This is a genomic window from Massilia sp. FBCC-B171, assembly GCF_059134155.1.
In genome coordinates, this window is record NZ_CP101443.1 from 261,454 (window position 1) to 285,203 (window position 23,750).

Consider the following 23,750-nt stretch of genomic DNA (forward strand, 5'->3'; position numbering starts at 1 on the left):
TTGTTGTTTTATGGCACCGGCAATCGTTTTTTCGGGAAAAGTTGCACGGGATTAATATCTCGACCTTTTCAAAGAAGCGGGCTTGTCTTACCCTTGGCTGACCATTTGTTACAAAACTATTTTCCCATGAAAACGTTCGCTCCCCGGCACGGCCGCCTGGCTTCCTCCATCCGCCTGCTCGGCAGCGCGCTCGCCGCCGCCTTGACGCTGGCCGCCTGCGGCGGTGGCGGCGGTGCGCCCGGCGCGCTCTCGAACCCGGGGCCGGTGGCCACCACCCCGAGCGTGGTGGCCGATCCAGCCCTTTCGACCCTGGGCGACGCCTTCGCTACTTACTGGAACCTGTGCGCCAAGCCGCGTACCGGCAACGACCCGGCTACCGGCCAGCCCTATCCCGACAAGCAGGGCACCCTGCGCGACGAGCTGACCTTCCTGCGCGCCTGGACCCACCAGAACTACCTTTGGTACAACGAAGTGCCGACCGACTTCCGGATGGCCGATTTCAGCAACCCGATCGACTACTTCGCCAAGCTCAAGACGCCGGCCCGGACCGCGTCGGGCACGCTGAAGGACCAGTTCCACTTCACCTACGACTCGGCAGAGTGGGACAAGCTCAACAGCGCGGGGATCGAACTGGGCTATGGCCTGACCTGGAGCAGCGGCGGCGCGACCGCACCGCGCAGCTGGCATATCGCCGTGGTCGAACCGGGCTCGCCGGCGGCCGTCGCCGGCCTGCGCCGCGGCGACCAGCTGACCGGAATCGACGGCGTCGACTTCGTCAACGCCAGCGATGCCGCATCGGTCAACAAGATCAATGACGCCATGTACCCGGACACGGTGGGCGAGTCGCACAGCTTTACCGTCAAGCGCGGCACCGCCTCGCTCACGGCGACGATGGCGGCGCGCGACGTGACGGCGCTGTCGGTGAAGGGCACGAAAGTCATCGACACCCCGACCGGCAAGGTCGGCTATCTGAGCTTCGAGAACCACAACGCGGTGGCCGAGCGCCAGCTGATCGACGCCTTCACGACGCTCAAGGCGGCCGCCGTCACCGACCTGGTGCTGGACATGCGCTACAACGGCGGCGGCCTGCTCGGCATCGCCTCGGAACTGGGCTACATGATTGCCGGACCGGCCTCGCAGGGCCAGGTGTTCGAGCGCCTGCAGTACAACAACAAGATCAAGGTCGATCCGAACGACACCATCCTGTTCGCGCAGTCGGCCTACGGCTATCCGGCCGGCGCCGGGACGGTGGCGCAGGGTACGACCCTGCCGCACCTCGACCTCCGGCGCGTCACCATCCTGACCACCGAAGGCACCTGCTCGGCAAGCGAGGCGGTGATCAATGCACTGCGCGGCATCGACGTGCAGGTCGACGTGATCGGCGCCCAGACCTGCGGCAAGCCGTATGGCTTCACGCCGGTACCGAACTGCGGCACCACCTACTTCTCGATCGAGTTCCAGGGCGTGAACGCCAAGGGCTTCGGCGACTACAGCGACGGCTTCGCGCCGACCTGCGCCGTCGCCGACGACCTCACGCGCGAAACGGGCGATCCGGCCGAAGCGCTGCTGGCAACCGCCCTGAGCTACCGCAGCACCGGCGTCTGCCCGCCCCAGGCCCGCACCTCGGCCCAGGCGATGGCGGTGACGGCGCGCACGGTCGTGCGGCCACGGGTGTCGCAGATCGCGATCCACACCAAAGCCAGATAAACACGCCGCGCCGTCCTTGACGCGAACAAGCGCCGCCTTCGGGTGGCGCTTTTTTTTAAGCTCGTCTGCAAGGGGCCAAACCCGACTATAATTTTCCGCTTTGCCGCCCTCTATCTACCTGCCGGAGCTTCATCGATGATTCGTTCTGCGTTACTGCTTGCCCTCTTCGCCGCAGCCCCATTCGCGCCTGCCGCGACTGCGTCCGCTCTTGATCTGACCACCGTCTCGGAGCGCTCGGGCTTCCAGGCCACCGGCCGCTACGACGAAGTCGTCAAGCTGTGCGCGGCTTTCGCGAAAGCCTATCCGAAGGAAGTGCGCTGCATCGAGTTCGGGCGCACGCCGGAAGACCGTCCGATGCTGGCGCTGGTCGCCACCCGGACAAACGCCTTTACGCCGCAGGCGGCCAGCAAGAAGGGCCTGCCCGTCACCTTGATCCAGGGCGGCATCCACGCCGGTGAAATCGACGGCAAGGATGCCGGCTTCCTGGCGCTGCGCGAAGTGCTGGACAACCGCCTGGCCAAAGGTGCGCTTGACAAGCAGGTGCTGATTTTCGTCCCGGTCTTCAACGTCGACGGCCACGAGCGCTTCCAGCAATGGAACCGCCCGAACCAGCGCGGTCCGGTGGAGATGGGCTGGCGCACGACGGCCCAGAATTTTAATTTGAACCGCGACTACGTGAAGGCCGATGCGCCCGAGATGCAGGCCATGCTCACGCTGGTGAACGCCTGGGATCCGCTGACCTATGTCGACCTGCACGTGACCAACGGCGCCAAGTTCCAGCACGACGTCTCGATCCAGGCCGAGCCCGTATATTCGGCCGATCCGGAACTGCGCAAGGCCGGCACGGCGCTGCGCGACAACGTGATCGCCGACCTCGCGAAACTCGGTTCGACCCCGCAGTCCTACTACATGTCCTTCGCCAAGACGGACGATCCGCAATCGGGCTTTATCGACGGCGTCTCCGACCCGCGCTTCTCCACCGGCTACTTCCCGCTGCGTAACCGCATGGCGGTGCTGGTCGAGACCCACGCCTGGAAGGACTACCCGACGCGTGTGCGGATCACCCACAACAGCGTGATCTCGGTGCTGGAGCAGGTGACGAAGCACGGCAAGGCGTGGCAGCTGGCAGCGGCCGCGGCGGACATGCGCGCCGCGCGCCTGGCCGGCACGCCGGTGGCGCTGAGCTACAAGACCCTGGAGACGTCGAAGATGGTCGACTTCAACGGCTATGAATACACGCGCACGCTCTCGGACGTGTCGGGCATCCTGATGACGCGCTACGACGAAACCAGGCCGCAAGTCTGGCGCGTGCCGCTGCGCGATAACGTCGTGGCCGATCTGGAAGTGGCGGCGCCGCGCGCCGGCTACATCGTGCCGGCCGCGCATGCGGCCCTGGTGGCGGCGAAACTGCGCCAGCACGGCATCAGCTTCCGCAAGCTCGACAAGCCGCTGGAGCGCTTCGAGACCGAGACCTTCCGCGCCTCCAAAGCGAGCTTCGGCGCCAAGTCGGTCGAAGCGCACCAGCGCCTGACTGTCGAAGGCGGCTGGAAGAGCGAGCCGCGCAGCGTCGGCAAGGGGGCCTTGTTCGTGCCGATCGCGCAGCCGAAAGCACGCCTGGTGATGGCGATCCTGGAGCCGCAGGCGCCGGACTCGCTGCTGGCCTGGGGCATGTTCAACAATGCCTTCGAGCCGAAGGAGTACATGGAAGAGTATGTGGCCGAAGACGTCGCGCGCGCGCAGATGGCGGCCGACCCGGCGGTGGCCGCCGAATTCAAGCGCCGCCTCGAGAGCGACCCGGCGTTTGCGAAAAACGCGCACGCCAGGCTCGAGTTCTTTGCGCGCCGCCACTCGTCGTGGGATGAGCGCTTGAATCTGTATCCGGTGCTGCGTACCAACGTCACGCCTTAAGCGCTTAAGCGCGCAGTTGTGCCGGCGCCTGCGCGCCGCTCGTTTCCAGCACGGTCTGGCGGAAGATCTCGACGAGCGGGCGCAGGTTGACCCGGTGCCACGCCACCCACAGCGGCGTGCGGCAGGCGAACCAGGGCAGGGCGTGCAGCACCACGCCACGCGGCGCCTGGTAGCGCAGGCTTTGCTGGACCATGCTCAATCCCAGTCCGGCCGCCACCAGGCCCAGCGCGGCCTGCGGTTCGGCCGCTTCCAGCGTGATGGCCGGCGTAAAGCCCGCGCGGGCGCAGGCGGCGATGAAATCGTCCTGCTTGAGCGGGTTGGTCCGGTTGACGACCTGGATCCAGTTCTCGCCGTCCAGGTCCGCGGGCGTGATCGACGCGGCGCCCGCCAGCCGGTGGCCCTCGGGCACGGCGAGCAGCATCGGATCGTCCAGTACCTGCAGGCAGGCCAGGTCGGGGTCGTCGACGGCGGGCGCTTCGCAGACGAAGGCGATGTCGAGGCTGCGCTGGCGCAGGCCCTCGAGCTGCTGCGCCGAGCCGTGGTTGTAGAGCGCGACGTGCACCTTCGGGCGCGTGGTCCGCAGCGCGCGCAAGGCGTCCGGCAGCACGCCGGCGTGGATCGCGTTTTCCAGGTAGCCGATGCACAGCCCACCCTCATCTCCCTTGCCCAGGCGGCGCGCCAGCGATTCGAGCCGGGCAGCGTGCGTCAGCAGCGCGCGCGCCTCGCTGAGAAAAGTGCGGCCATCGCTGGTGAGCCGGATGCGCTGCTGCACGCGCTCGAACAGGGTCAGCCCCAGCTTTTCTTCCAGCTGCGCGATCTGGCGGCTCAGGGGCGATTGCGAAATGAACAGCCGCTCCGCAGCGCGTCCCACGTGTTCTTCCTCGGCGACCGCGATGAAATAGTGAAGTTGGCGTAAATCGAGCATGTCAGACCTCTAGGGAATCAAGTTGCCCCTATTATGTCTTGGACAGACTTAATTAAGCAACCTAGACTGGTCCATTCCAACCATCACTGCAAAGGAATGCACCGTGAGCCTCAAAGACCAACTCTCCCGCGCCGGCGCCCTCGGCTTCGGCACCGCACCACTGGGCAACATGTTCCGCAACATTCCGGAAGAAGAAGCCGCCGCCACCGTGCACGCCGCCTGGGAGCAGGGCACCCGCTACTTCGACACCGCGCCCTTCTACGGCGCCGGCCTGTCCGAAATCCGGCTCGGCAAGGCCTTGCAGGCCTACCCGCGCGCCGACTATGTGCTCAGCACCAAGGTCGGCCGCCTGATCCTGGACGAGCACGAAAACGCCGCCGCGCGCGACCTGGGCGAAAAGGGCGGGCTGTTCGAATTCGGGCGCCCGAATAAAATCGTCAACGACTATTCGGCCGACGCCACCCTGCGCTCGATCGAGGACAGCTTGAAACGCCTCGGCACCGATTACCTCGATATCGTCTGGGTGCACGACGTGGCCCAGGATTTTTATGGCGACGAATGGCTGGCCCAGTTCGAAACGGCGCGCACCGGCGCCTTCCGGGTCCTGACCCGGCTGCGCGAGGAAGGCGTCATCAAGGCCTGGGGCCTGGGCGTGAACAAGGTCGAGCCGCTTGAAATCACGCTCGACCTGACCGAAGCCCAACCCGACGGTTTCCTGCTGGCCGGCCGCTACACGCTGCTCGACCATGAACGCGCACTGCAGCGCCTGATGCCGGCCGCTGCCGCGCGCAATGTCGATATCGTCGTCGGCGGCCCGTACAGCTCGGGCGTACTGGCCGGGGGCAGCCACTTCGAATACCAGCAGGCCTCGCCCGAGATTGTCGCCAAGGTGGCGCGCATGCGCGCTATCGCCGAACGCCACGGCGTGCCCTTGAAAGCGGCCGCGCTGCAGTTCGTGCTGGCCAATCCTGCCGTGCGCGCGGTGATTCCGGGCGCCAGCAAGCCTGAGCGTATCGCCGAGGATTATGCCGCACTCAATACCGTCATTCCCGCCGCCTTCTGGCATGAGATGCGCGAGCAGCAGCTCGTGGCCGGCGCCGCACCGCTACCGATCGACCTTTGAACCCATTCACGAGCACGGAGAAAGACATGGCTGAAGCATCCGCACACATCACCCTCGCCGCCACCCCGGAACAGGTATGGCAACTCATCGGCGGCTTCGATTCGCTGCCCGACTGGCTGCCCTATATCCCGTCCAGCGAACTATCCGAGGGCGGGCGTGTGCGCACCCTCGCCAACCCCAGCGGCGAGGCGATCGTCGAGCGCCTGCTGGCCTTCGACGAGGACGCGCGCTCCTACACCTATGCGATCCTGCAGGCGCCATTCCCGGTGACGGGTTACCGTTCCACCTTGCGCGTGCGCGACGTGGACGGCGGGGCGCGTGTCGAATGGTCGGGCCGCTTCACGCCGCGCGGCGTGAGCGATGAGGAAGCGTCGCAGCTGTTCGGCGGCATCTACCGCGACGGCCTGGCGGCGCTGGCGCTGGCGTTTCAGGAAAGCTGAGGCGCAGGCCCGTCCTGCAGCAGCGCGCGCGCCGCATCGGCGTAGCGCGCGCTGACCGGGACCGCGGTGCCGTCGCGCAGATGCAGGGTGTAGCTGCCGTCTCCCCCCACGCGCAGGCTGCTGGCATGCCCGCTGCGCACGATCGCGCCGCGGTGCACGCGCACGAATTGCGCGGGATCCAGGTGCGCTTCCAGGCGGCTCAGGGGAACCCGGTGCAGCAGTGCGTGCGCGGCCGTGTGCAGGGCCACGTAATTGCCCTGCGCTTCGATCCAGACGATGTCGGCCACCCGCACCTGGTCGATGCGGCCGACCGAGCGCACGCTGATGTGTTCCAGGTAAGCCGGTCCGTCGGCATAGGCATGCAGCGCGCGGCCGTAGGCTTCGCGCTGGCGCCCGGCCAGCAGCAGGGCGGCGCGCTCGACGGCCTGCGCCAGGCGCGCGTCGTCCAGCGGTTTCAACAGGTAGTCGAGCGCGTGCACTTCGAAGGCCTCGATCGCGTGCACGCTGTGCGCCGTCACGAACACGACCAGTGGCGGTTCAATCATGCGTCCCAGTTCGCGCGCCAGCAGCAGGCCCGATTCGCGCGGCATCTGGATGTCGAGGAAGAGCAGGTCGATGCGGTGCGCCGACAGCGCCGTGCGCGCCTGCGCGGCGCTGTCGGCCTCGAAGGCAAGCTGCCAGCCGGCGTGCGCCCCCATCGCCAGGCGCAGGTTGTTGCGGCCGGGCTCTTCGTCGTCGACGATGGCGTAGCGGATCTCCATGGGCGTCAATCGCGCAGCGCCAGCGGCAGGCTGATCTCGGCCAGGAAGTGCCTGCCCTGGCGTTCGGTGCGCAGCGAGGCGCGCGGGTCGGCCAAGGCCAGGCGCGAGCGCGTATTGGCCAGGCCAAGGCCGGTGCCGGGATTCGGCGAGGCGTATTCGCTCACCGGATTCATCACGCGGATCAGGAGCGCGTCGGCAGTGCGCTGGAACGAGAGCCGGATGTCGCCGGCGCCGTCGTGGCAATCGAGGTCGTGGCGCAGCGCGTTCTCGATCAGGGGCTGCAGCAGCAGCGGCGGGCATTCGTCCTGGCGCACTTCATCGTCGTCGCCCTCGATCCGGATCTGCAGGCGCTCGCCGTAGCGCAGGCGCTGCAGGGCGACATAGTCGCGCACGAAACCGAGTTCCTCGTCGATGGTCGCCTGTTCGCGCTGGGTGGCCGACAAGGCGTAGCGCAGCAGGTCCGACAGGCGCCCGATGCCGGCCAGCGCGTCGGGCTTGTCGCCGCCACGCACCAGGGCGCTGATGGCGTTCAGGGCATTGAAAATGAAATGCGGCTCCAACTGGGCGCGCAGGGCCAGCATGCGCTGCTGTTCCAGCGCCAGGTGCAGGTTCAGGTTTTCCGCCTGCGCCCTGGCGAAGGCTTCGCTGCGGGCGCGCGCTTCGCGGTGGTTGCCGATGGCGACCATGGCGATGAAGGTGCCGATGGTCCACGCCGTCTCGGTGAACCAGGTCATCTTGCCCATCCTCGACAGTTCGGCCCATGCCGTGCTCCAGGTGAGCGCCTCGCCGCGCAGCAGGATATCGGCGCAGCCGACATAGAACCATTCCAGCGGCAGGAAGGGCAGCACCACGCAGGCAAACACGCGCAGCGTCGTGCGCCGGTCGGCGAACAGGGAAGGATGCCGTGCCAGGGCCAGGCTCAAGCCGCTGCTGAGCGCCATCACCGGCGCGTGGCCGACCCACCATTCGCGCAGGATCAGGAGATACGCGGCCTCGTGGCCGCGTTGCCCCCGATCGGTGTAGACGCCGAGCGCGCCAACGGCGCACAGGACGGTCCAGAAGGCGACGTGGTTGAGGATCGTGCGGGCGCTTCTGCGTTGTTGTTCGGTCATGGTGCGCCGAGTATAGCAGCGCTCCTCGCCGTCAAAACGGGGCGATGGCGGTGCTCGTCACACGCGCGCGGCGCTTCGTCACACGGCGCCCGCATGGGGGCGGGGCGGCTCCTAGAATCGCCCACTTTCTCTCTCTGTCTTCTTCCGCCATGTCACGACTGCCCTTGCTGCTGCTGTTTTCATTGACGTATGCCGCCGCGCAGGAGACGCCGGCCCCTGCGCGCGTCGAAGTCAAGGGCGCCGCGGCACAGGGGGAGGCGGCGGCGTCCCGGCGCGTGGTCGGGCGCGCCGAGATCGCCGCCTATGGCGACGCCAACCTGGCCGACGTGCTCAAGCGCCAGGGCGGCGTCTCCGTCGTCGGCAATGAGGTGCGCATGCGCGGGCTCGGCGCCGGCTACACGCAGATCCTGGTCGACGGCGAGAGCGTCGCGCAAGGCTTTACGGTCGATTCGATCGCGCCCGAACTGGTCGAACGCATCGAGATCGCGCGCAGCCCGACGGCCGAGCGCAGCGCCCAGGCGCTGGCCGGCAGCATCAACATCGTGCTGAGAAAGCGCAGCGGCGGCGCGCGGCGCGAAGACAAGGTGTCAAACGGCTACCAGCGCGGCCAGTGGAGCCCGTCGGCCTCGACCCAGGCCAGCGGCAAGCGCGGCGCGCTGGCCTGGGCTGCGGGCGCCACGTTCGACCGCAGCGTGCGCATCGACAGCATCCGCACCGACGAGACAGTCGACCGCCTTGATGCCGGGATCGCGGCGCGGCGCTTCCAGGAATCGGGACTGGCGCGCATCGACCGCGTCAACCTCGGACCGCGCCTGAACTGGACGTTCGAGAATGGCGACACCCTGGGCTGGAACACGCTCGCCGGCCACACGCGCGCACGCGGCACCACGCTCGAGGACGAGGAGACGCTGCGCGGCGAAGCGACGGCCTATCCCACGACCTCCGCCAGGCTGGTCTCGCAGACCAGCACCCTGCGCAGCGACCTGGCCTGGGCCCACCGCTTTGGCGGCGCCGGCAAGCTGACGGTGAAAGGCGTGTTCGATGGCAGCCGGCGCCGCGGCGATTACCTGTTCCTCGGCACCCGCGCGGACGGCGCGCCGGGCCTGGCGCGCGCCGTGCTGTCGGGCGCCGACGAGCGAACGGCCGGCGTGAACGGCAAATACCTGGCGCCCCTGGGCACGGCGCACAGCCTGGGCCTGGGCTGGGACGCCAGCCGCACCACGCGCGGCGAGCAGCGCAACCAGTTCGATACGCTCGATACCGCCTCGGCCCGGCGCCTGCAGGACTACACGGCGCGCGTCGAGCGCCTGGCCTTCTTCGCCCAGGACGAGTGGACCATCTCCGAGGCCTTCGAGGGCTATGCGGGATTGCGCTGGGAGGGCCTGCGCACCGGCACCGATGGCGCCGGCCTGGCACGCGTGGCCGGCACCAGCAGCGTCGCCAGCCCGATCCTGCAGCTGCTGTGGAAGCTGCCCGCCAAACACCAGCTGCGCCTGGCGCTGGCGCGTACCTACAAGGCGCCGCCCACCAGGGACTTGGTCCCGCGCCGCTATACCATCAACAACAACAACGGCCCGGCCAATCCGGACGGCGAGGGCAACCCGGCCGTGCGTCCGGAACTGAGCTGGGGTCTCGACCTCGCCTGGGAGCGCCCGATCGGCAAGGAGGGTACTGCCACGGTCTCAGGCTATGCCAAGCGCATAAGCGACGTGACGACGCAGCAGCTGTACCGCGACGGCGCCAACTGGGTATCGCGCCCGGTCAACAATGGCGAGGCGCGCCTGGCCGGCGTCGAGCTCGACCTGAAGTCGCCCCTCAAACTGGGCGACATGGCCTTCGCGCTGCGCTTCAGCGCCGCGCGCAACTGGTCGCGCGTGCTGGCCGTGCCCGGCCCCGACAACACGCTCGCCCAGCAAGTGCCGTTTACGTTCAATGCCGGCATCGACTACCGCAGCGCGGGCGGCTGGGACGCCGGCGCCAGTTTCAATGTGCGCGGCGGCGCAAGCAGCCGCACGAACGATGGCGTCACCACCTCGCTCGGCCGGGTGGCGCAGCTGGATCTGTACTGGACGCGCAAGCTCGATACACAGTGGCGCATGCGCGTGAGCGTGGCCAATGCCCTGGGCCGCGGCCAGCAGACCGGCAGCGCCTGGCGCGGCGCCGACGGCAGCGCTGTTTACCGGGTGTTGACCTGGGAAGGCATGGCCAGCCTGCGCATCGGCCTCGAGCGAACGCTGTAAAGCGCGTTAGGGCGCCGCGCCGGTCGCCGGCAGGGAGGTGAACAGGACGGTGGTCACGGCCGCCGCGCTGCCATGTTGACCGGGAAGGAGCTGGTACACGCGGTCGTATTCGTTGTCGGCGATGTCCGGCCCGGGCTGGCCGCCGAACAGGCGCACCAGTTCCGACAAGGTGTTCGAGTGGCCGACCACCAGCACCGGGCCGCTCAGGGTTTTCACTTTCTCGACCAGGAGCTTGGGCGTGCCCGGGTCGTAGAGCTGGATCGCCAAGCCGCTGCCCTGCGCTAGCGGCTGCGCGGTCTGGCGCGTGCGGTTCGTTGGCGTGCTGAAGACGTGCGCGATGCCGGTTTTTCCCAGCATGGTGGCGATGTTCTGCGCGCGCTGCCGGCCTTGCGCAGTCAGCTCGGGGTCCTTGCCTTCGAGCGCCTTTTCACCATGGCGGACGAGATAGACCATGCTGGGAGCGGCGAAGGTGGTGGTGGGCAGGATCATGGAGAGAGAAAGCGCGAAGACGGTCAGCAGGCGTGGCAGCAGGGGCATGGGAGGTCCTTTTTTAGATTGCACCGATTGTAATACTGCTACCGGAAAATGCCGGCCGGCCGTGTTTTGAATCTACAATCACGGCATGAAGAGCCACGCGCACACCGCATCGAACATCCTGCCCGGGCCGGCGTCGCTGGCCGCGCGGCGGCCCTTCCTCACGGCCTTTGCCCTGTCGCTCGGCGCCGCCGTCTCGTTGGGGTTGACGCGCTTTTCCTATGCGCTCCTGCTGCCGCCCATGCGCGCCGACCTCGACTGGTCCTACTTTCTGTCCGGCGCCATGAATACCGGGAACGCCCTGGGCTATTTTCTTGGCGCCCTGGTCACCCCCGCCCTGATGCGGCATTACGGCGCGCAAACGGCCCTGGTCGGCGGTGCCCTGCTCGCCAGCCTGTTCATGCTGCTCTCCGGCTTCGTGGTCGATGTCGAGGTGCTGATCGGCCAGCGTGTCCTGGCCGGCATCGCCAGCGCCTTCATTTTCATTTCCGGAGGCCTGCTGGCGGCCCGGCTTGGCCTGCTGCATCCGCAGCACGCTGGCCTGCTGCTCGGGATCTATTATGGCGGCACAGGCCTGGGCATCGTCGCCTCTTCCCTGGTGGTGCCCTTGGCGATGAGCGCCGCCGCTGCCCGCGGCGCCCCACACGCCTGGCAATGGGCCTGGATCGCGCTCGCCGCGCTGTGCCTGCTGGCGACGCTGGCAATGACCGCGCCTGCGCGACAAGTCGACGGCGCACCGTCGCAGGCGAGCGGGCAGGGTACATTCCGGCTCGCACCCTTCGGATTCGCTTTGGCGGGCTACCTGATGTTCGGGGTGGGCTATATCGGCTACATGACCTTCGTCATCGCTCTGCTCAAGGAGCAGGGCATGGATGGCGCCACCATCACGCTGTTTTATTCCATGCTCGGACTGGCCGTAATGGCCTCGTCGCGCATCTGGGCGCGCATGCTCGACCGCTTCAAGGGCGGGCAGGCGATGGCGATCCTGAATGCTTTGCTCGGGGTTGCGACGATCCTGCCGGCGCTGACGGCTCTGCCTGTCCTGATGTTCGTCTCGGGACTGCTGTTCGGCGGGATTTTTCTGTCGGTGGTGGCCTCGACCACCGCCCTGGTACGCCACAACTTGCCGCAGCACGCATGGTCGGCAGGCATCAGTGCGTTTACCACCGTGTTCGCGCTGGGCCAGATCATCGGCCCCTCGACCATCGGCTGGATCGCCGATGGTCCCGGCGGCCTGCAGCGCGGGCTGGTGTTTTCGGCGCTGGCGCTGTTCATTGGGGCACTGCTGGCTTCGCGCCAGCGCGCCCTTTAACCCGATTACCCTGCGGAGCCACCGATGATCGTCCTGCAGACCGAACGCCTGCGCCTGCGCCACATGGCGCCGGGAGATGCCGCATTCATCCTCGACCTGCTCAACGACCCCGCCTTCCACCGTTTCATCGGCGACCGCGGCGTGCGCACGGTGGAGGCTGCGCGCGATTACATCCTGACCGCATCCGGCGCCGCCCCTGCGCGTCCCGGCCTTGGCTTCCACGTGGTCGAACGCAAGGCCGATGACTGCCCGGTCGGCATCTGCGGCCTGGCCAAACGCGATTTCCTCGACGACGTCGATATCGGCTACGCCTTCCTGCCCCAGCATGGCGGCCAGGGTTACGCGCTCGAAGCGGCCCAGGGCGTGCTCGCGCATGCGCGCACACTTGCATTGAATCGCCTCGTCGCCACCGTCCATCCCGAGAACAGCGCCTCGATCCGCCTGCTCGAAAAATTGGGTTTGCGCTTCGAGCGCACGATCCAGGTACCGGACAGCGAGCGTGCGCTGCACCTCTTCGCGATGGAACTCGGCTAAGCCACGCGGCCAGTCAAAAAAAAACGGCAGCGTCAACACGCTGCCGTTTTTAATGAAAGCCGCCGCTTTACAGCTGGGTCAGCGAAATCGTATTCGCCACCGGCGTCGAGCACGGCTCCTCGTCGAACGCGATGTCGCCCAGCGGATTCGCCACGCCATCCGTCTTCAAATCCATGAAGCCGAACAGGTCGCGGTCCTGCAGGTGCGAGGGCACGACCGTCGACAGCGACGAATAGATATTGTCGACGCGTCCCGGATGGGTCTTTTCCCAGCCGCGCAGCATGGCCTTGATCTGCTTCCTCTGCAGGTTTTCCTGCGAGCCGCACAAGTCGCACGGAATGATCGGGAAGCCCTTTACCTCTGCATAGCGCTCGGTGTCGGCTTCCTTCACATAGGCCAGCGGGCGGATCACCATGTGCTTGCCGTCGTCCGACACCAGTTTCGCCGGCATCCCTTTCAGCTTACCGCCGAAGAACATGTTCAGGAAGAAGGTCTCGAGGATGTCGTCGCGGTGGTGGCCGAGGGCGATCTTGTTGCAGCCGAGTTCGTCGGCGACGCGGTACAGGATGCCGCGGCGCAGGCGCGAGCACAGCGAGCAGGTGGTCTTGCCTTCCGGGATCAGGCGCTTGACGATGCTGTAGGTGTCCTGGTTTTCGATGTGGTACGCGACGCCGAGTTTATCCAGGTAGGCCGGCAGGATGTCGGCCGGGAAGTTCGGCTGCTTCTGGTCCAGGTTCACGGCGACGATGTCGAAGTGGATCGGCGCGCGCTCGCGCAGCGTCATCAGGATGTCGAGCAGGGCGTAGCTGTCCTTGCCGCCGGACAGGCAGACCATCACCTTGTCGCCGTCTTCGATCATATTAAAATCGCCAATCGCCTGGCCGACCTGGCGGCACAGGCGTTTATGCAGCTTGTTGTTCTCGTAGAGAATCTTTTCGCGTTTCTTCGCGTCGAGAGCGGCCTGCTCGTCAGCGGAAATCATCACTGCAGCATTCATGCTTCTTCCTTAATTTGAAACACTTCCACGCCGACGCCTTCGCAGTCGGGGTAGACGTCTGGTTTCATGGTCGAGACGCGCGCGGCGCGCACGCGCGGGTGGGCCAGCATGGCGCGCACGACGTCGTCGCACAGGGTCTCTTGCAGGTGCACGTGACCCTGCGCCATGCGCCGCGAAATCGTCTCGCGCATGAAGTCGTAGTCGACGACCTCGTCGAGCTGGTCGGCGGTTGGCGTCGATTCGGCCAGCGGGATGTACAGGTCGACATTGATCAGCACGCGCTGCTCGCCCTTTTTCTCGAAGTCGTGGACGCCGATGTTGATCATCACTTCGTAATTGCGCAGGAACAGCCGGCGGCAATCGCGCAAGCTCGGGTGGGTCAGGGCGGACAGCATAGGAACCTTAATAAGTTATTTTATTTCGTCAGAAACATTACATCGCGCGCCAGCGGCACCAGGTGCTGGCCGCCGTCGACCACCAGCGTCGTGCCGGTGAGCGCACGGGCGGACGCCGCATACACGACGGCGTCGGCAATATCCTGCGGCGTCGAGGAGCGTCCCAGCGGCGTCACGGTATGGGCCTGCGCAAACCCTGCTTCGCTCTGCTCGCCCGACACCAGCGTGATGCCAGGCGCCACGCCGACAATGCGGACCGTCGGCGCCAGCGCCTGGGCCAGCATCTTGGTGGCGGCGTCCAGCGCCGCTTTCGACAGCGTGTACGACAAAAAATCCGGGTTGAGATTGTACAGTTTCTGATCGAGCAGGTTGATGACCACGGCCTGGCTGTCCTGCGGCGTCGCCGCGTGCAGGGCCTGCGCCAGCAAGAGGGGCGCAGCCAGGTTGGTGCTCATGTGCGCGGCCAGCAAGCCTGGAGAAAACGTGGTGGCGCTGTCGTATTCGAACAACGAAGCGTTGTTCACAACGCAAGTTACCCGCCCCAATGCTTCAGCCGCGCGGCCGGGCAGCGCGCGCACCGCCGCTTCATCGCCCAGGTCGCAGGCGAGCAGGGCGGCGCGCCGGCCCAGCGCCCGGATCGCGTCCGCCGTCTCGTTGGCTTCGCGCTCGGAATGGCGGTAGTGCACGGCGATGTCCCAGCCGGCGGCGGCCAGGCCCAGCGCGATCGCGCGGCCGAGGCGGCGTCCGGCGCCGGTGACGAGCGCGACCTTGGTCGGGCCGTCGGCGGGAGGCGTGATGTGCGTCATAGTCTGCGGTTGAGTGAAATTGTTGATCCCTGCCGATCTGGCTACAATGCCGGGATGTCCTTACCCCTTCCCGACAGCGACGCGCTGGCCGCGTCCCACGCCTTGCAACAGGAAATTGCCTCCGCTATCGAAAAAGCGGGCGGTGCGATTCCCTTTTCGCGTTTCATGGAGCTGGCGCTGTATGCGCCGCGGCTCGGCTATTACAGCGGCGGCGCGGCCAAGCTGGGAGCAAGCGGCGATTTTACGACCGCGCCCGAGCTCACACCCCTGTTCGGACAAGCGCTGGCGTGCGCGGCAGCCGCTATTATCGCCCAAAGCGCGCCCAACATCATCGAATTCGGCGCCGGCACCGGCAAGCTGGCGCGCGACGTGCTCACCTTTCTCGCCGAAGAGGGCGTGACGGTTGACCGCTATACCATCATCGAACTGTCGGGCGAATTGCGCGCGCGCCAGCAGGAAGCGTTAAAAGATTTCCCGCAGGTAGAGTGGCGCGACGGTTTTCCCGACGCGTTTACTGGCGTGGTGCTGGCCAACGAAGTACTCGACGCCATGCCGGTCGAGCTGGTGCTGAAAACGGCCGATGGCTGGCGCCGCCAGATGGTGACGGTCGAGGACGGGCGCTTCGCCTATGTGCAGGCCGAACTGGATGCCGGCTTGACGGCGCAGCTGGTGCGCCAGATTCCGGACTTCGACGCGCTGCCGGAAGGCTATCTCACGGAGTTGCACCCGGTCGCCTGCGGTTTCATGGGTTCGCTGGCGAGCATGTTCGCGGGCAACAAGGGTGCGGCCATCCTGCTCGACTACGGTTTCCCGGCCCACGAATACTATATGGACCAGCGCAGCGGCGGTACCTTGATGTGCCACTATCGCCACCATTCGCATCCGGAGCCCTTCTTCCTGCCGGGGCTGCAGGACATCACGTCCCACGTCGATTTCACGGCAATGGCCCTGGCGGCCCAGGATGCCGGGCTGCCGGTGCTGGGCTACCTGAACCAGTCCGGCTTCCTGCTTGGCTGCGGCATCGGCGACCTGCTGCTGCGCACGGATCCCAACGATGCTGTCCGTTATTTGCCACAGTCGAAAGCCGTTCATAAACTGGTGTCGCCGAGCGAAATGGGAGAATTGTTCAAGGTGCTGATCGTCGGTAACGCGGTCGCGCTGCCGGATGACATCGTGCGGGCCGATCGCAGTCGCCGCCTCTAGCCTCACTAACTTGCGCTGGGGATACAAACCCGGCTATGCTGTACCGCTTGGGTAGCCCGACCAGCCCGACCAGAACCCGCACACCATGGCCAAGATTCACACCCATTACGACAACCTGAAGGTGGCGCGCGGCGCGCCGCAGGAAGTCGTGCGTGCGGCGTACAAGGCGCTCAGCCAGAAATACCATCCCGATAAGAATCAGGGCGACGAAAAGGCCGCCCGTATCATGGCGATCGTCAACACCGCCTACAACATCCTGTCCGACCCGGTTCGCCGCAAGGAACACGACGAGTGGATCTCGGCCGAGGAATGGGAAGTCGAGTGGCTCGAGAGCAGCGGCGAAGAGGGCGCCCGTCCCCGCGGCGACAACTGGGAAACCCCACCGCCGCCGCCGCGCAACCGGCGCCGCCTGCTGCGCGAACCGCGCTGGTGGCTGGGCATGCTGGGCGGTGTGGCGCTGGGCGCCGTCTGCGCGCTGGTCGTGGTGCAACAGCCGCGTCTGCTGCCGTCCGCGCTGGCGATTAATAAACAACCGGAAACCGTTGCGCCCGTCACTTCCGTGCCGGCGCCCGATCCGGACGCCTGGGCCATGCCGACCGGCGCGAAGACGCCCCCGGCCGTGGTCAAGGCGCTGGCCGTGACCCAATTGATGGTGCCGGCGCGCCAGCCCGAATGCGATACCGACCTGGCCACGCCGGCCGCGCCCAACGGCGAGCCCTGGCCCGAACAATCCGGCTATATTTCCGGCTACCCGATGGGCAACAGCGGGCGCGAGATGACGGTCGTGGTCGACAACAGCGCCAATGCGTCCCCGGTCTTCGTGAAAATCTTCGACCTCGAGCGCCGCTCGAACGTGCGCCACGCCTATGTGCTCGCCAACGGCACGCTGACCATCGACGGCCTGGCCGCCGGCAAGTACGAGGTGCGCTACCAGAACGTGGTCAGCAATGCGGCGCGCGCCGAGTGCGCTACTCGCACAGCCCGCCGCGCCGACGCCGGTTTTTAGCGCGTCTGACACAGGTCCCATGGCTGCGTTGCATTGTCTCGCCGTACTAACGTACTGTCTTCGCCAATGCGCCTTGCCCTGGAACCTGTGTCAGACGCGCTATTGAAGGCCCAATTCTCTCCAACTGTTGCTTTTTCCCACCTGCAATGCGGTTTTACGCAATGCGGGCACCGTTTTTGCTGATTTGTTCCCGTGACGTAATATACTCATCCGGCAGCGGCCAGCGTAGCCGCGACTTGCGCCGGCCTGAACGGAAACAGCCATGAACGAATTAGACGGCCTCACAGCCCTGCTCATCGAGCCCCATTCGGGCATGCGGGCGAATATCCACAGCATGCTCAACATGTGCGGCCTGACCCGCATCGAACACGCCAGCAGCGCCAACCAGGCCGTCAAACAACTGACTCTGCGCAGCTTCGACCTGGTGCTGTGCGAATACGACCTCGAAGGCGGCCAGGACGGCCAGCAACTGCTCGAGGATCTGCGTCACCATAAACTCGTCTCGCTGGCGACCATGTTCTTCATGGTCACCGCCGAGGGCGATTACGGCAAGGTCGTCAGCGCCGCCGAACTGGCCCCCACCGACTACATCCTCAAACCGTTTACGGCCGACCGCCTGCTCGAGCGCATCGCCAAGGCCCTGGAAAAGCGCAACGTCTTCCTGCCGGTCTACCGCCTGATGGAAGCGGGCGCCCAGCACGAGGCGATCGAAGCCTGCGTCGAAGGGGAAGCCGCGCATCCGCGCTATACGGTCGATTTTTTACGCCTGCGCGCCGAACTGCACCTGTTCCTGGGCGAGGCCAGCCTGGCCGAGCCGATCTACCGCCAGCTGGCCGAGAGCCGTGCCATCGCCTGGGCCAGGCTCGGCCTGGCCAAGACCCTCTACCTGCGCGAGCAGTACGAGGAAGCCGGCAGCCTGCTCACCGAACTGGTGCAGACGAACACGAATTTCGTCGATGCCTACGACTGGCTGGCGCGCACCCACACGGCGATGGGCGAACTGGACAAATCGCAGGAGGTGCTGGGGCGGGCGGTGGCGGTGTCCCCGCATGCCGTGCGCCGCCTGCGCACCCTGGGCGAAGTCGCCTTCGAGGCCGGCGACGACGACACCGCCGAAAAGGTGCTGAAGCAGGTCGTGGCGAAAGCCAAGTATTCGGAGTTTCGCGATCCCGAAGACCACGTGAAACTGGTGCGCACCCTGGTGCGCAAGGGCGACCCGGTGGCGGCCGCCTCGGTCATTCGCGACCTCGACCGCTCGATGGGCGGCAAGAGCCATGCCGATGCCTGCAGCGCGATCTCGTCGGCGCTGCTGCACGAATTCACGGGCAACGAAGAGCGCCTGCTCGAATCGCTGAACGCCGCGGTGGCCTGCAGCCAGGACCTCCCGGCCATGTCGGCCGATTTAAAACTGGAACTGGCGCGCAACTGCCTGGCGCACGACATGGCCGAGGGCGCCGCGGGCCTGGTGCGCGACGTGATGAGGAATGCCGCCGACGCCGGCGCGATGGACCGCGCCATGAGCGTCATGGCCCAGGCCGGACACGCCGAGCTGGGCGCGACGCTGGCCCAGGAAACGCGCCAGCACGTGGTCGACCTGGTGGCCGGCGGTGCCGAGCGCGCGCGCAGCGGCGACTACCAGGGCGCCGTCACCCTGATGCAGGAAGCGGCCCAGCGCATGCCGGGCAATCCGCAAGTGGCCTTCAACGCCGCGCTGGCGCTGCTGCGCTGCCTGGAGCACACTGGCTGGGACGACAAGCTGGGCCAGCAGGCCCTGGCCCAGATGGCCGCGGTGCGCCGGTTAGACGCGCGCAACCCGAAGCTCGCGGCCCTGACCGCGCTGCACCAGAGCGTCCTCAAGAAATACAAGAAGAACACCAAATAATCGGGCGCTAGCGCCAGGAAAGCCGGGTAATCCCAGATGTCAGAAGAAATCCAGCCGCCGGACGAAGGCGCTACCCGCCGCGTGCGCGCCGCCTTGATGCAAAAAGTGAACGGCGACGAAGAGATGTTCGCCCTCGGCGGCTCGATCGCGCGCGTGATCGAACTGGCCGACGCCGACGAGAAGGGCCCGCACGACCTGGCCTATTTCGTCTTGTCCGACGTCGCGCTGACCCAGCGCATCCTGCGCCTGTCGAACACGATCCGCTACCGCACCGCCTCCGGCACTGTGGTGACGACCGTCTCGCGCGCGATCGCGCTGCTCGGCTTCGACAACGTCAAGACCACCGCGCTGGCGATGCTGCTGGTCGACACGCTCGATAATGGCGCCCACGCCGGCAGCGTGCGGGTGGAACTGGAAGCGTCCCTGTGCGCCAGCCTGGTCGGGCGCGAGATGGCGCGCCTGTCCTTCTACCAGGGCGCCGAGGAAGCGGCGATCGGGGCCCTGTTCAAGAACCTGGGCGCCTTGCTGGTGGCCTCGCACCAGCACGAACGCTACCGCGAAATCAATCAATTGACGGCCGGCGCAAAACACACGCTGGCGCAAGCGTCGCAGATGATCCTCGGCTGCAGCTACGACACCCTGTCGGCGGCCGTGCTGTCCGAGTGGAAGATTCCTGACGTGATTGTGCGCGCCCAGGCTGCGCTCCCGCCGGGCACCCTGAAAACGGCCGGCAGCCGCGCCGAATGGATGCGCCAGGTGGCCGCCTTCAGCCAGGACGTGGCGCGCCTGCTGGCGAAAAGCGGCGACCCGGCCGCCACGCCCGAAGCGCGGGCCATGCTGGCGCGCTACGGCGCCGCCTTCGAGCTCGACGCGGCCGGCCTGGAACGCCTGTTCACCAACGTGGCCGAAGGCATGCAGGGCCTGTTGGAAAGCATGAATTTGCAGCCCCTGCCGAAGTCCGAGCCGGAAGCGGGGGATGGCTTGCCCGACGTGTTGATGCTGGCCACCCTCGACGCCGGCGCCGATGAAGAAGGCGCCTGGCCCAGCGGCAAGCCGAAGAACGCGCGCGAGCTGCTGCTGGCCGGGGTCCAGGATGTAACCCAATTGCGCGCCGGCGGCACGGTGCGCGTCAACGACGTCATCCTGGCCGTGCTGGAAACCCTGTACCGCGCACTGGGCTTTCGCTTCGCCACCGTCTGCCTGAAAGATGCACGCCAGGGCCAGTACCGCGCGCGGGTGTCCTTCGGCCCCGACCAGGCCAGGCTGCAGGCCGGGTTCGCGTTCCCGGCGGCGGCCCAGGGCGGTCGCGACTTGTTCCTGCTGGCGATGGAGAACGATGCCGACCTGATGATTTCCGATGCGGCCAGCCCGAAGATCCGCGAGCTGCTGCCCGCCTGGCACCGCACTCTGCTGCCGGACGCGAAGAGTTTTATCGTGCTGCCCCTCAGGGTGGGCAAGGCCCAGCTTGGCTTCTTCTATGCCGACCGTGCCAGCACCGCACCCGAAGGCGTGCCGCCTGACGAAACGGCCATGATCCGCGCCCTCAAGCGTCAGGTACTAGCTGCACTTGAAGCCGGATGAATTCGCGGAATTCGCCGGCCGGCATCGGCCGCGCAAACAGAAAGCCCTGCGCTTCGTCGCCATGCTTGTCGCGTAAAAAGCCCCACTGGGCCTGGGTTTCCACGCCTTCTGCCACCACTGTCAGGCCGAGCGAATGGGCCAGGCCGATGGTGGCGGCGACGATCACCGCGTCGTTCGGATTGTGCTCGATGTCCTTCACAAAACCACGGTCGATCTTGATGCGGTCGATGGCGAACAGTTTCAGGTAGGCGAGCGAGGAATAGCCGGTACCGAAATCGTCGATGGCCAGTTTGAAGCCGCGCATGCGCAGCTGGCGCAGCAGCAGGCGCGTCGCTTCCGGGTCGCGCATCGCGACCGTTTCGGTAATTTCAAGTTCCATCAGCGAGGGATTGATCCCGTACTGCGCCACCAGTTCGTCCAGGCGCCCCAGCAGCGTGCCGCCCGAGAACTGGCGCGCCGACAGGTTCACCGCCAGGCGCAGCTCGTCCAGCCCTTCGCGCTGCCATTGCGCCAGCAGCTTCATGGTCTGCCCCAGCACCCAGTCGCCGAGCGGCACGATCATCCCGCTTTCCTCGGCCACCGGAATGAAGCGGCTCGGCTCGACGTTGCCCAGTTCCAGGTCGTTCCAGCGCAGCAGCACTTCGGCGCCGATCACGCGCCCGGTGTCGAGTTCCACCTGCGCCTGCAGGTAGAGCTCGAACCCTTCGGCGTGGAGCGCGCCCCACATCCGGTTTTCCAGCAGCAGGTGTTCGTGGGTGGCGGCATTCATCTCGGGCGAGAAGAACTGGAAATTGCCGCGTCCTTCGCGCTTGGCCGCGTACATGGCCATGTCGGCATGGCGGATCAGGGTGGCGGCGTCTTCGCCGTCGTCCGGGAACAGCGCCACGCCGACGCTGCAGCCGCTGTGCGCGGTCGAGCCATTCAGCTGATACGGCTGCGACAAGGATTCGACCACGCGCACCGCCACCGTGGTGACGCTGTCGGGCGTGAGCGGGCCGGCCAGCACGATGATGAATTCGTCGCCGCCCAGGCGCGCCAGGGTATCGACCTCGCGCAGCAAATCCTTCATGCGCTCGGCCGCGCCTACCAGCAGCTTGTCGCCGGCGGCGTGGCCGAGCGAATCGTTGATCTTTTTAAAATGGTCGAGGTCGATGAACAGGACCGCGGCCGGCTCGTTGTGGCGCCGCGCCAGGGCCAGCTGCTGCTCGAGTCGCACGTTGAGCGCAAAGCGGTTCTCCAGCCCCGTCAGGGCGTCGTGGTGGGCCAGCCGGTAGATGCGCTCCTGCGAGCGCTGCTGCTCGGTCAGGTCGCGCAGGATGCAGACGAAAAACGCTTCCCGCCCCATGAGCACGGGCGCGACCGAAATCGACAGCGGCACCGCTTTGCCGCGCGCGTCGCGCCCCTCGAGCACGCAATCCTCGGGAGGCGCCGTGGCCAGGCGCGCCAGTTCGGCGCCGGCGTCGCCGCCCGTGCCCGTGGCCGCTTTCGGCACCAGCGCACCGAAGGACAAGCCGAGCAAATGCTGCGGCTGGTAGCCGAACAGGCGCGCGGTGGCCGCGTTGGCCGACACCAGGATGCCGGAGGCATCGGCCGTGATGATGGCGTCGGCGGCGTTGTCGAGGATCGCCTCCAGGCGTGCTTCGCGGTCGCGCAGGCGCGCCGTGCGGTCGGCCACCTGCTCCTCGATGACGGCGCGCTCGCCGCTGATGAGCAGCATCAGCGCGCCCAGCATGCCCGTCAGCAGCAGGCCAGCCGAGAGCACGCTCCAGCTGGCAGCGCCCGTTTCGGACTCGACGTACTCGTTCGTGGGCCGGAAACTGAGCTGGTAGCTGCGCCCGGCAAAGGACAGGCCGACCCGGTAATCGTCGCGCTGGGGCTGGCCGAGCGAACCGGCCAGGGGCAGCGCCGCGCCGTCGGTGACGTCGACCATGGCGGCCCTGAAGCCGTCGAAGCCGGAGCGGGCGGTCGCCTGCTCCAGCAGGCGCTCGGCATTGAGCACGAAGATCAGCACGCCGGCCGGCGGCCCCGGGCCTTCGCCCACCGCGCGCAGCAGGCTGATGCCCAGTTCGGGCGCGGACAGCAGCGTGAACGGTTCCGAGGCGACCGGGGCGCGCGAGGCCATGGCCTTGGCCGCCACGGCGGCGCGTCCGGGGGCGGCCAGGAAGTCGACGCCGCGGATCATGTTGTTGGTGGCCGGCCAGATGTAAAGCACGGGCAGGTAGCGCTCGCGCTGGCTGGCCGGCACCAGGCGCCGCAGCTCGTCCATGTCGACGATGCCGGCGAACGAGGGCTCGACCGTGCGCCGCACCCAGCTCTCGAAACCGGCGCGCTCGCTATCGAGCACCGGCACCGCCCAGTTCACGCCCTGGATTTCCGGGCGGCCGTCGGCATAGCCGCTGGCGATGCGCAGGAACTTGTCGCGCGCCAGGATGTGCTCGGTGTCGGCCAGGGTGCGGGCGAAGGTGCCGACGAAACGCACGTGTTCGTTGAATTCGGCCTGCAGCATGTCGGCCGTCTGCTGCGCCTTCAAGCGGTAGGGCTGCAGGTGCTGCTCGTGCTCCCAGCCCAGGGCCAGGCGGTAGATGGTGACCACCGCGGCGCTGGCCAGGAGCAGCGGCAGGGCGACCAGGGGCGCGCGCCGCCGCCACAGCCGGCGCGGCGCGCCGCAGATGATCCAGCACAGGGGCGCGGCCAGCAGCACGCCGAGCGTGTCGCCGGCCCACCAGGCGAACCAGAAGCGCAGCTGCGCCACTTCGTCGAAGGCGCCCAGTGCATACAGGACCGGCACCGATATGGTGGCGCTGGTCAGGCAGATGACCGGCGTGAGCAGGAAATACACCATCACGTCGTGCCCGGAGTCGATCGCAGGGCGCATGCGGCGCCGGAACTGGCTTGCCCCGAGCCAGGCCTGCAGCAGCGCGCCCAGGGCGCCGGTGAGGGTCGCGACGATGGCGGCCGACTGCGACAGCGCCGGATTGTTGATGTGCAGGGGGAAGGCTGCCAGCCCGGCGCCGAGGGCCACCGCGGGCAGGACGCGCATGCCGCCGGCGGTGGCCAGGGCCAGGCCGACCCCGGCCGGAGGAAAAAGAGGCAGTGCATAGCCCGCCGGCAGCGCAAGCCAGTTGTTTACGACGCGCATCGCGAGGTAGACCGCGATGATCGACAGGCCGGCGACGAGGATCTGCGGCCAGCTCCAACGGGGGTAGTGGGGCGCCTTGCTGTCCATGTGCTTTAGTATTTACATGCCTGAGGCATACAGTACCGCAGCAGGCGGCTGTGCGGCG

At 67.0% G+C, this 23,750-nt stretch carries 19 protein-coding genes; 11 read left to right on the plus strand and 8 right to left on the minus strand.

The features are described 5' to 3' along the window. Positions 1-126 precede the first annotated feature (126 nt). Both NMB41_RS01235 and NMB41_RS01240 read left to right on the plus strand, forming a co-directional pair. Positions 127-1,707 carry a S41 family peptidase gene (locus NMB41_RS01235; protein ID WP_494380683.1) on the plus strand — a complete coding sequence of 527 codons (1,581 nt, stop codon included), beginning with the start codon at positions 127-129 and terminating at the stop codon, positions 1,705-1,707. A 135-nt stretch (positions 1,708-1,842) separates the two neighbouring features. Beyond that, positions 1,843-3,615 (plus strand): M14 family metallopeptidase, encoded by a 1,773-nt coding sequence (locus tag NMB41_RS01240; protein ID WP_494380684.1) that lies wholly within the window; start codon positions 1,843-1,845, stop codon positions 3,613-3,615. 4 nt (positions 3,616-3,619) lie between these two features. Here NMB41_RS01240 and NMB41_RS01245 read toward each other — a convergent pair whose 3' ends face one another. After that, the gene (locus NMB41_RS01245; RefSeq protein WP_494380685.1) at positions 3,620-4,540 is read right to left on the minus strand and encodes a LysR substrate-binding domain-containing protein; all 921 of its coding nucleotides are present in this window, start codon (positions 4,538-4,540) and stop codon (positions 3,620-3,622) included. A 103-nt stretch (positions 4,541-4,643) separates the two neighbouring features. Here NMB41_RS01245 and NMB41_RS01250 point away from each other — a divergent pair, with 103 nt between their 5' ends. Further along, a complete protein-coding gene (locus NMB41_RS01250; protein ID WP_494380686.1) occupies positions 4,644-5,663 on the plus strand; it encodes an aldo/keto reductase in 1,020 nt (339 codons plus the stop codon). Positions 5,664-5,689: 26 nt separating this feature from the next. Further along, positions 5,690-6,103, plus strand: coding sequence for an SRPBCC family protein (locus NMB41_RS01255; RefSeq protein WP_494380687.1), 414 nt, complete (start codon positions 5,690-5,692; stop codon positions 6,101-6,103). Here the strand turns inward: NMB41_RS01255 and NMB41_RS01260 are convergent. Together NMB41_RS01260 and NMB41_RS01265 are read right to left on the minus strand one after the other, a co-directional pair. Next, positions 6,091-6,864, minus strand: a complete 774-nt coding sequence (locus NMB41_RS01260) for a LytR/AlgR family response regulator transcription factor (RefSeq protein WP_494380688.1) — start codon at positions 6,862-6,864, stop codon at positions 6,091-6,093. The two genes, NMB41_RS01255 and NMB41_RS01260, sit on opposite strands and share 13 nt — an antisense overlap. A 5-nt stretch (positions 6,865-6,869) precedes the next feature. After that, a complete protein-coding gene (locus tag NMB41_RS01265) occupies positions 6,870-7,976 on the minus strand; it encodes a sensor histidine kinase (protein ID WP_494380689.1) in 1,107 nt (368 codons plus the stop codon). Between the two features lie 149 nt (positions 7,977-8,125). Here NMB41_RS01265 and NMB41_RS01270 point away from each other — a divergent pair, with 149 nt between their 5' ends. Next, a complete protein-coding gene (locus NMB41_RS01270; protein WP_494380690.1) occupies positions 8,126-10,216 on the plus strand; it encodes a TonB-dependent receptor plug domain-containing protein in 2,091 nt (696 codons plus the stop codon). A 6-nt stretch (positions 10,217-10,222) separates the two neighbouring features. Here the strand turns inward: NMB41_RS01270 and NMB41_RS01275 are convergent, their stop codons facing one another. Beyond that, positions 10,223-10,753 (minus strand): SixA phosphatase family protein, encoded by a 531-nt coding sequence (locus NMB41_RS01275; RefSeq protein ID WP_494380691.1) that lies wholly within the window; start codon positions 10,751-10,753, stop codon positions 10,223-10,225. Positions 10,754-10,838: 85 nt separating this feature from the next. Here NMB41_RS01275 and NMB41_RS01280 point away from each other — a divergent pair, with 85 nt between their 5' ends. Continuing rightward, positions 10,839-12,062, plus strand: a complete 1,224-nt coding sequence (locus tag NMB41_RS01280; RefSeq protein WP_494380692.1) for a YbfB/YjiJ family MFS transporter — start codon at positions 10,839-10,841, stop codon at positions 12,060-12,062. Between the two features lie 24 nt (positions 12,063-12,086). Beyond that, positions 12,087-12,596: a GNAT family N-acetyltransferase gene (locus tag NMB41_RS01285; RefSeq protein WP_494380693.1), complete on the plus strand. Its 510-nt coding sequence runs from the start codon at positions 12,087-12,089 to the stop codon at positions 12,594-12,596. Between the two features lie 67 nt (positions 12,597-12,663). On the opposite strand, the gene ttcA is transcribed toward NMB41_RS01285, so the two are convergent. The 3 genes from ttcA to NMB41_RS01300 are packed head-to-tail and all read right to left on the minus strand — an operon-like array spanning position 12,664 to position 14,794. After that, positions 12,664-13,593 carry a tRNA 2-thiocytidine(32) synthetase TtcA gene (gene ttcA / locus NMB41_RS01290; protein ID WP_494380694.1) on the minus strand — a complete coding sequence of 310 codons (930 nt, stop codon included), beginning with the start codon at positions 13,591-13,593 and terminating at the stop codon, positions 12,664-12,666. After that, positions 13,590-13,988 carry a dihydroneopterin aldolase gene (locus NMB41_RS01295; RefSeq protein WP_494380695.1) on the minus strand — a complete coding sequence of 133 codons (399 nt, stop codon included), beginning with the start codon at positions 13,986-13,988 and terminating at the stop codon, positions 13,590-13,592. Before NMB41_RS01295 ends, ttcA begins: the two co-directional genes overlap by 4 nt. Before the next feature lie 20 nt (positions 13,989-14,008). Next, positions 14,009-14,794 carry an SDR family oxidoreductase gene (locus tag NMB41_RS01300; RefSeq protein WP_494380696.1) on the minus strand — a complete coding sequence of 262 codons (786 nt, stop codon included), beginning with the start codon at positions 14,792-14,794 and terminating at the stop codon, positions 14,009-14,011. A gap of 54 nt (positions 14,795-14,848) precedes the next feature. Between NMB41_RS01300 and NMB41_RS01305 the strand changes: the two genes are divergently transcribed. The 4 genes from NMB41_RS01305 to NMB41_RS01320 all read left to right on the plus strand — a co-directional run bounded on the left by NMB41_RS01305 (position 14,849) and on the right by NMB41_RS01320 (position 20,466). Continuing rightward, complete coding sequence (locus tag NMB41_RS01305) at positions 14,849-15,997, plus strand: class I SAM-dependent methyltransferase (RefSeq protein ID WP_494380697.1); 1,149 nt, start codon at positions 14,849-14,851, stop codon at positions 15,995-15,997. 85 nt (positions 15,998-16,082) lie between these two features. After that, entirely contained in the window at positions 16,083-17,003 is a 921-nt protein-coding gene (locus NMB41_RS01310; protein ID WP_494380698.1) for a J domain-containing protein, read from the plus strand. A 262-nt stretch (positions 17,004-17,265) separates the two neighbouring features. After that, positions 17,266-18,885 (plus strand): response regulator, encoded by a 1,620-nt coding sequence (locus NMB41_RS01315; RefSeq protein WP_494380699.1) that lies wholly within the window; start codon positions 17,266-17,268, stop codon positions 18,883-18,885. A 36-nt stretch (positions 18,886-18,921) separates the two neighbouring features. Beyond that, positions 18,922-20,466: an HDOD domain-containing protein gene (locus NMB41_RS01320; protein ID WP_494380700.1), complete on the plus strand. Its 1,545-nt coding sequence runs from the start codon at positions 18,922-18,924 to the stop codon at positions 20,464-20,466. Here NMB41_RS01320 and NMB41_RS01325 read toward each other — a convergent pair. Further along, positions 20,429-23,692 (minus strand): bifunctional diguanylate cyclase/phosphodiesterase, encoded by a 3,264-nt coding sequence (locus NMB41_RS01325; RefSeq protein ID WP_494380701.1) that lies wholly within the window; start codon positions 23,690-23,692, stop codon positions 20,429-20,431. The two genes, NMB41_RS01320 and NMB41_RS01325, sit on opposite strands and share 38 nt — an antisense overlap. Between the last annotated feature and the right edge of the window lie 58 nt (positions 23,693-23,750).

Bases quoted from the DNA above. Each gene is read 5' to 3' on its own strand.
- NMB41_RS01235 (WP_494380683.1), top strand. From the start codon at position 127: ATGAAAACGTTCGCTCCCCGGCACGGCCGCCTGGCTTCCTCCATCCGC.
- NMB41_RS01240 (WP_494380684.1), top strand. From the start codon at position 1,843: ATGATTCGTTCTGCGTTACTGCTTGCCCTCTTCGCCGCAGCCCCATTC.
- NMB41_RS01245 (WP_494380685.1), bottom strand. From the start codon at position 4,540: ATGCTCGATTTACGCCAACTTCACTATTTCATCGCGGTCGCCGAGGAA.
- NMB41_RS01255 (WP_494380687.1), top strand. From the start codon at position 5,690: ATGGCTGAAGCATCCGCACACATCACCCTCGCCGCCACCCCGGAACAG.
- NMB41_RS01260 (WP_494380688.1), bottom strand. From the start codon at position 6,864: ATGGAGATCCGCTACGCCATCGTCGACGACGAAGAGCCCGGCCGCAAC.
- NMB41_RS01265 (WP_494380689.1), bottom strand. From the start codon at position 7,976: ATGACCGAACAACAACGCAGAAGCGCCCGCACGATCCTCAACCACGTC.
- NMB41_RS01270 (WP_494380690.1), top strand. From the start codon at position 8,126: ATGTCACGACTGCCCTTGCTGCTGCTGTTTTCATTGACGTATGCCGCC.
- NMB41_RS01275 (WP_494380691.1), bottom strand. From the start codon at position 10,753: ATGCCCCTGCTGCCACGCCTGCTGACCGTCTTCGCGCTTTCTCTCTCC.
- NMB41_RS01280 (WP_494380692.1), top strand. From the start codon at position 10,839: ATGAAGAGCCACGCGCACACCGCATCGAACATCCTGCCCGGGCCGGCG.
- NMB41_RS01285 (WP_494380693.1), top strand. From the start codon at position 12,087: ATGATCGTCCTGCAGACCGAACGCCTGCGCCTGCGCCACATGGCGCCG.
- ttcA (WP_494380694.1), bottom strand. From the start codon at position 13,593: ATGAATGCTGCAGTGATGATTTCCGCTGACGAGCAGGCCGCTCTCGAC.
- NMB41_RS01295 (WP_494380695.1), bottom strand. From the start codon at position 13,988: ATGCTGTCCGCCCTGACCCACCCGAGCTTGCGCGATTGCCGCCGGCTG.
- NMB41_RS01300 (WP_494380696.1), bottom strand. From the start codon at position 14,794: ATGACGCACATCACGCCTCCCGCCGACGGCCCGACCAAGGTCGCGCTC.
- NMB41_RS01305 (WP_494380697.1), top strand. From the start codon at position 14,849: ATGTCCTTACCCCTTCCCGACAGCGACGCGCTGGCCGCGTCCCACGCC.
- NMB41_RS01310 (WP_494380698.1), top strand. From the start codon at position 16,083: ATGGCCAAGATTCACACCCATTACGACAACCTGAAGGTGGCGCGCGGC.
- NMB41_RS01315 (WP_494380699.1), top strand. From the start codon at position 17,266: ATGAACGAATTAGACGGCCTCACAGCCCTGCTCATCGAGCCCCATTCG.
- NMB41_RS01320 (WP_494380700.1), top strand. From the start codon at position 18,922: ATGTCAGAAGAAATCCAGCCGCCGGACGAAGGCGCTACCCGCCGCGTG.
- NMB41_RS01325 (WP_494380701.1), bottom strand. From the start codon at position 23,692: ATGGACAGCAAGGCGCCCCACTACCCCCGTTGGAGCTGGCCGCAGATC.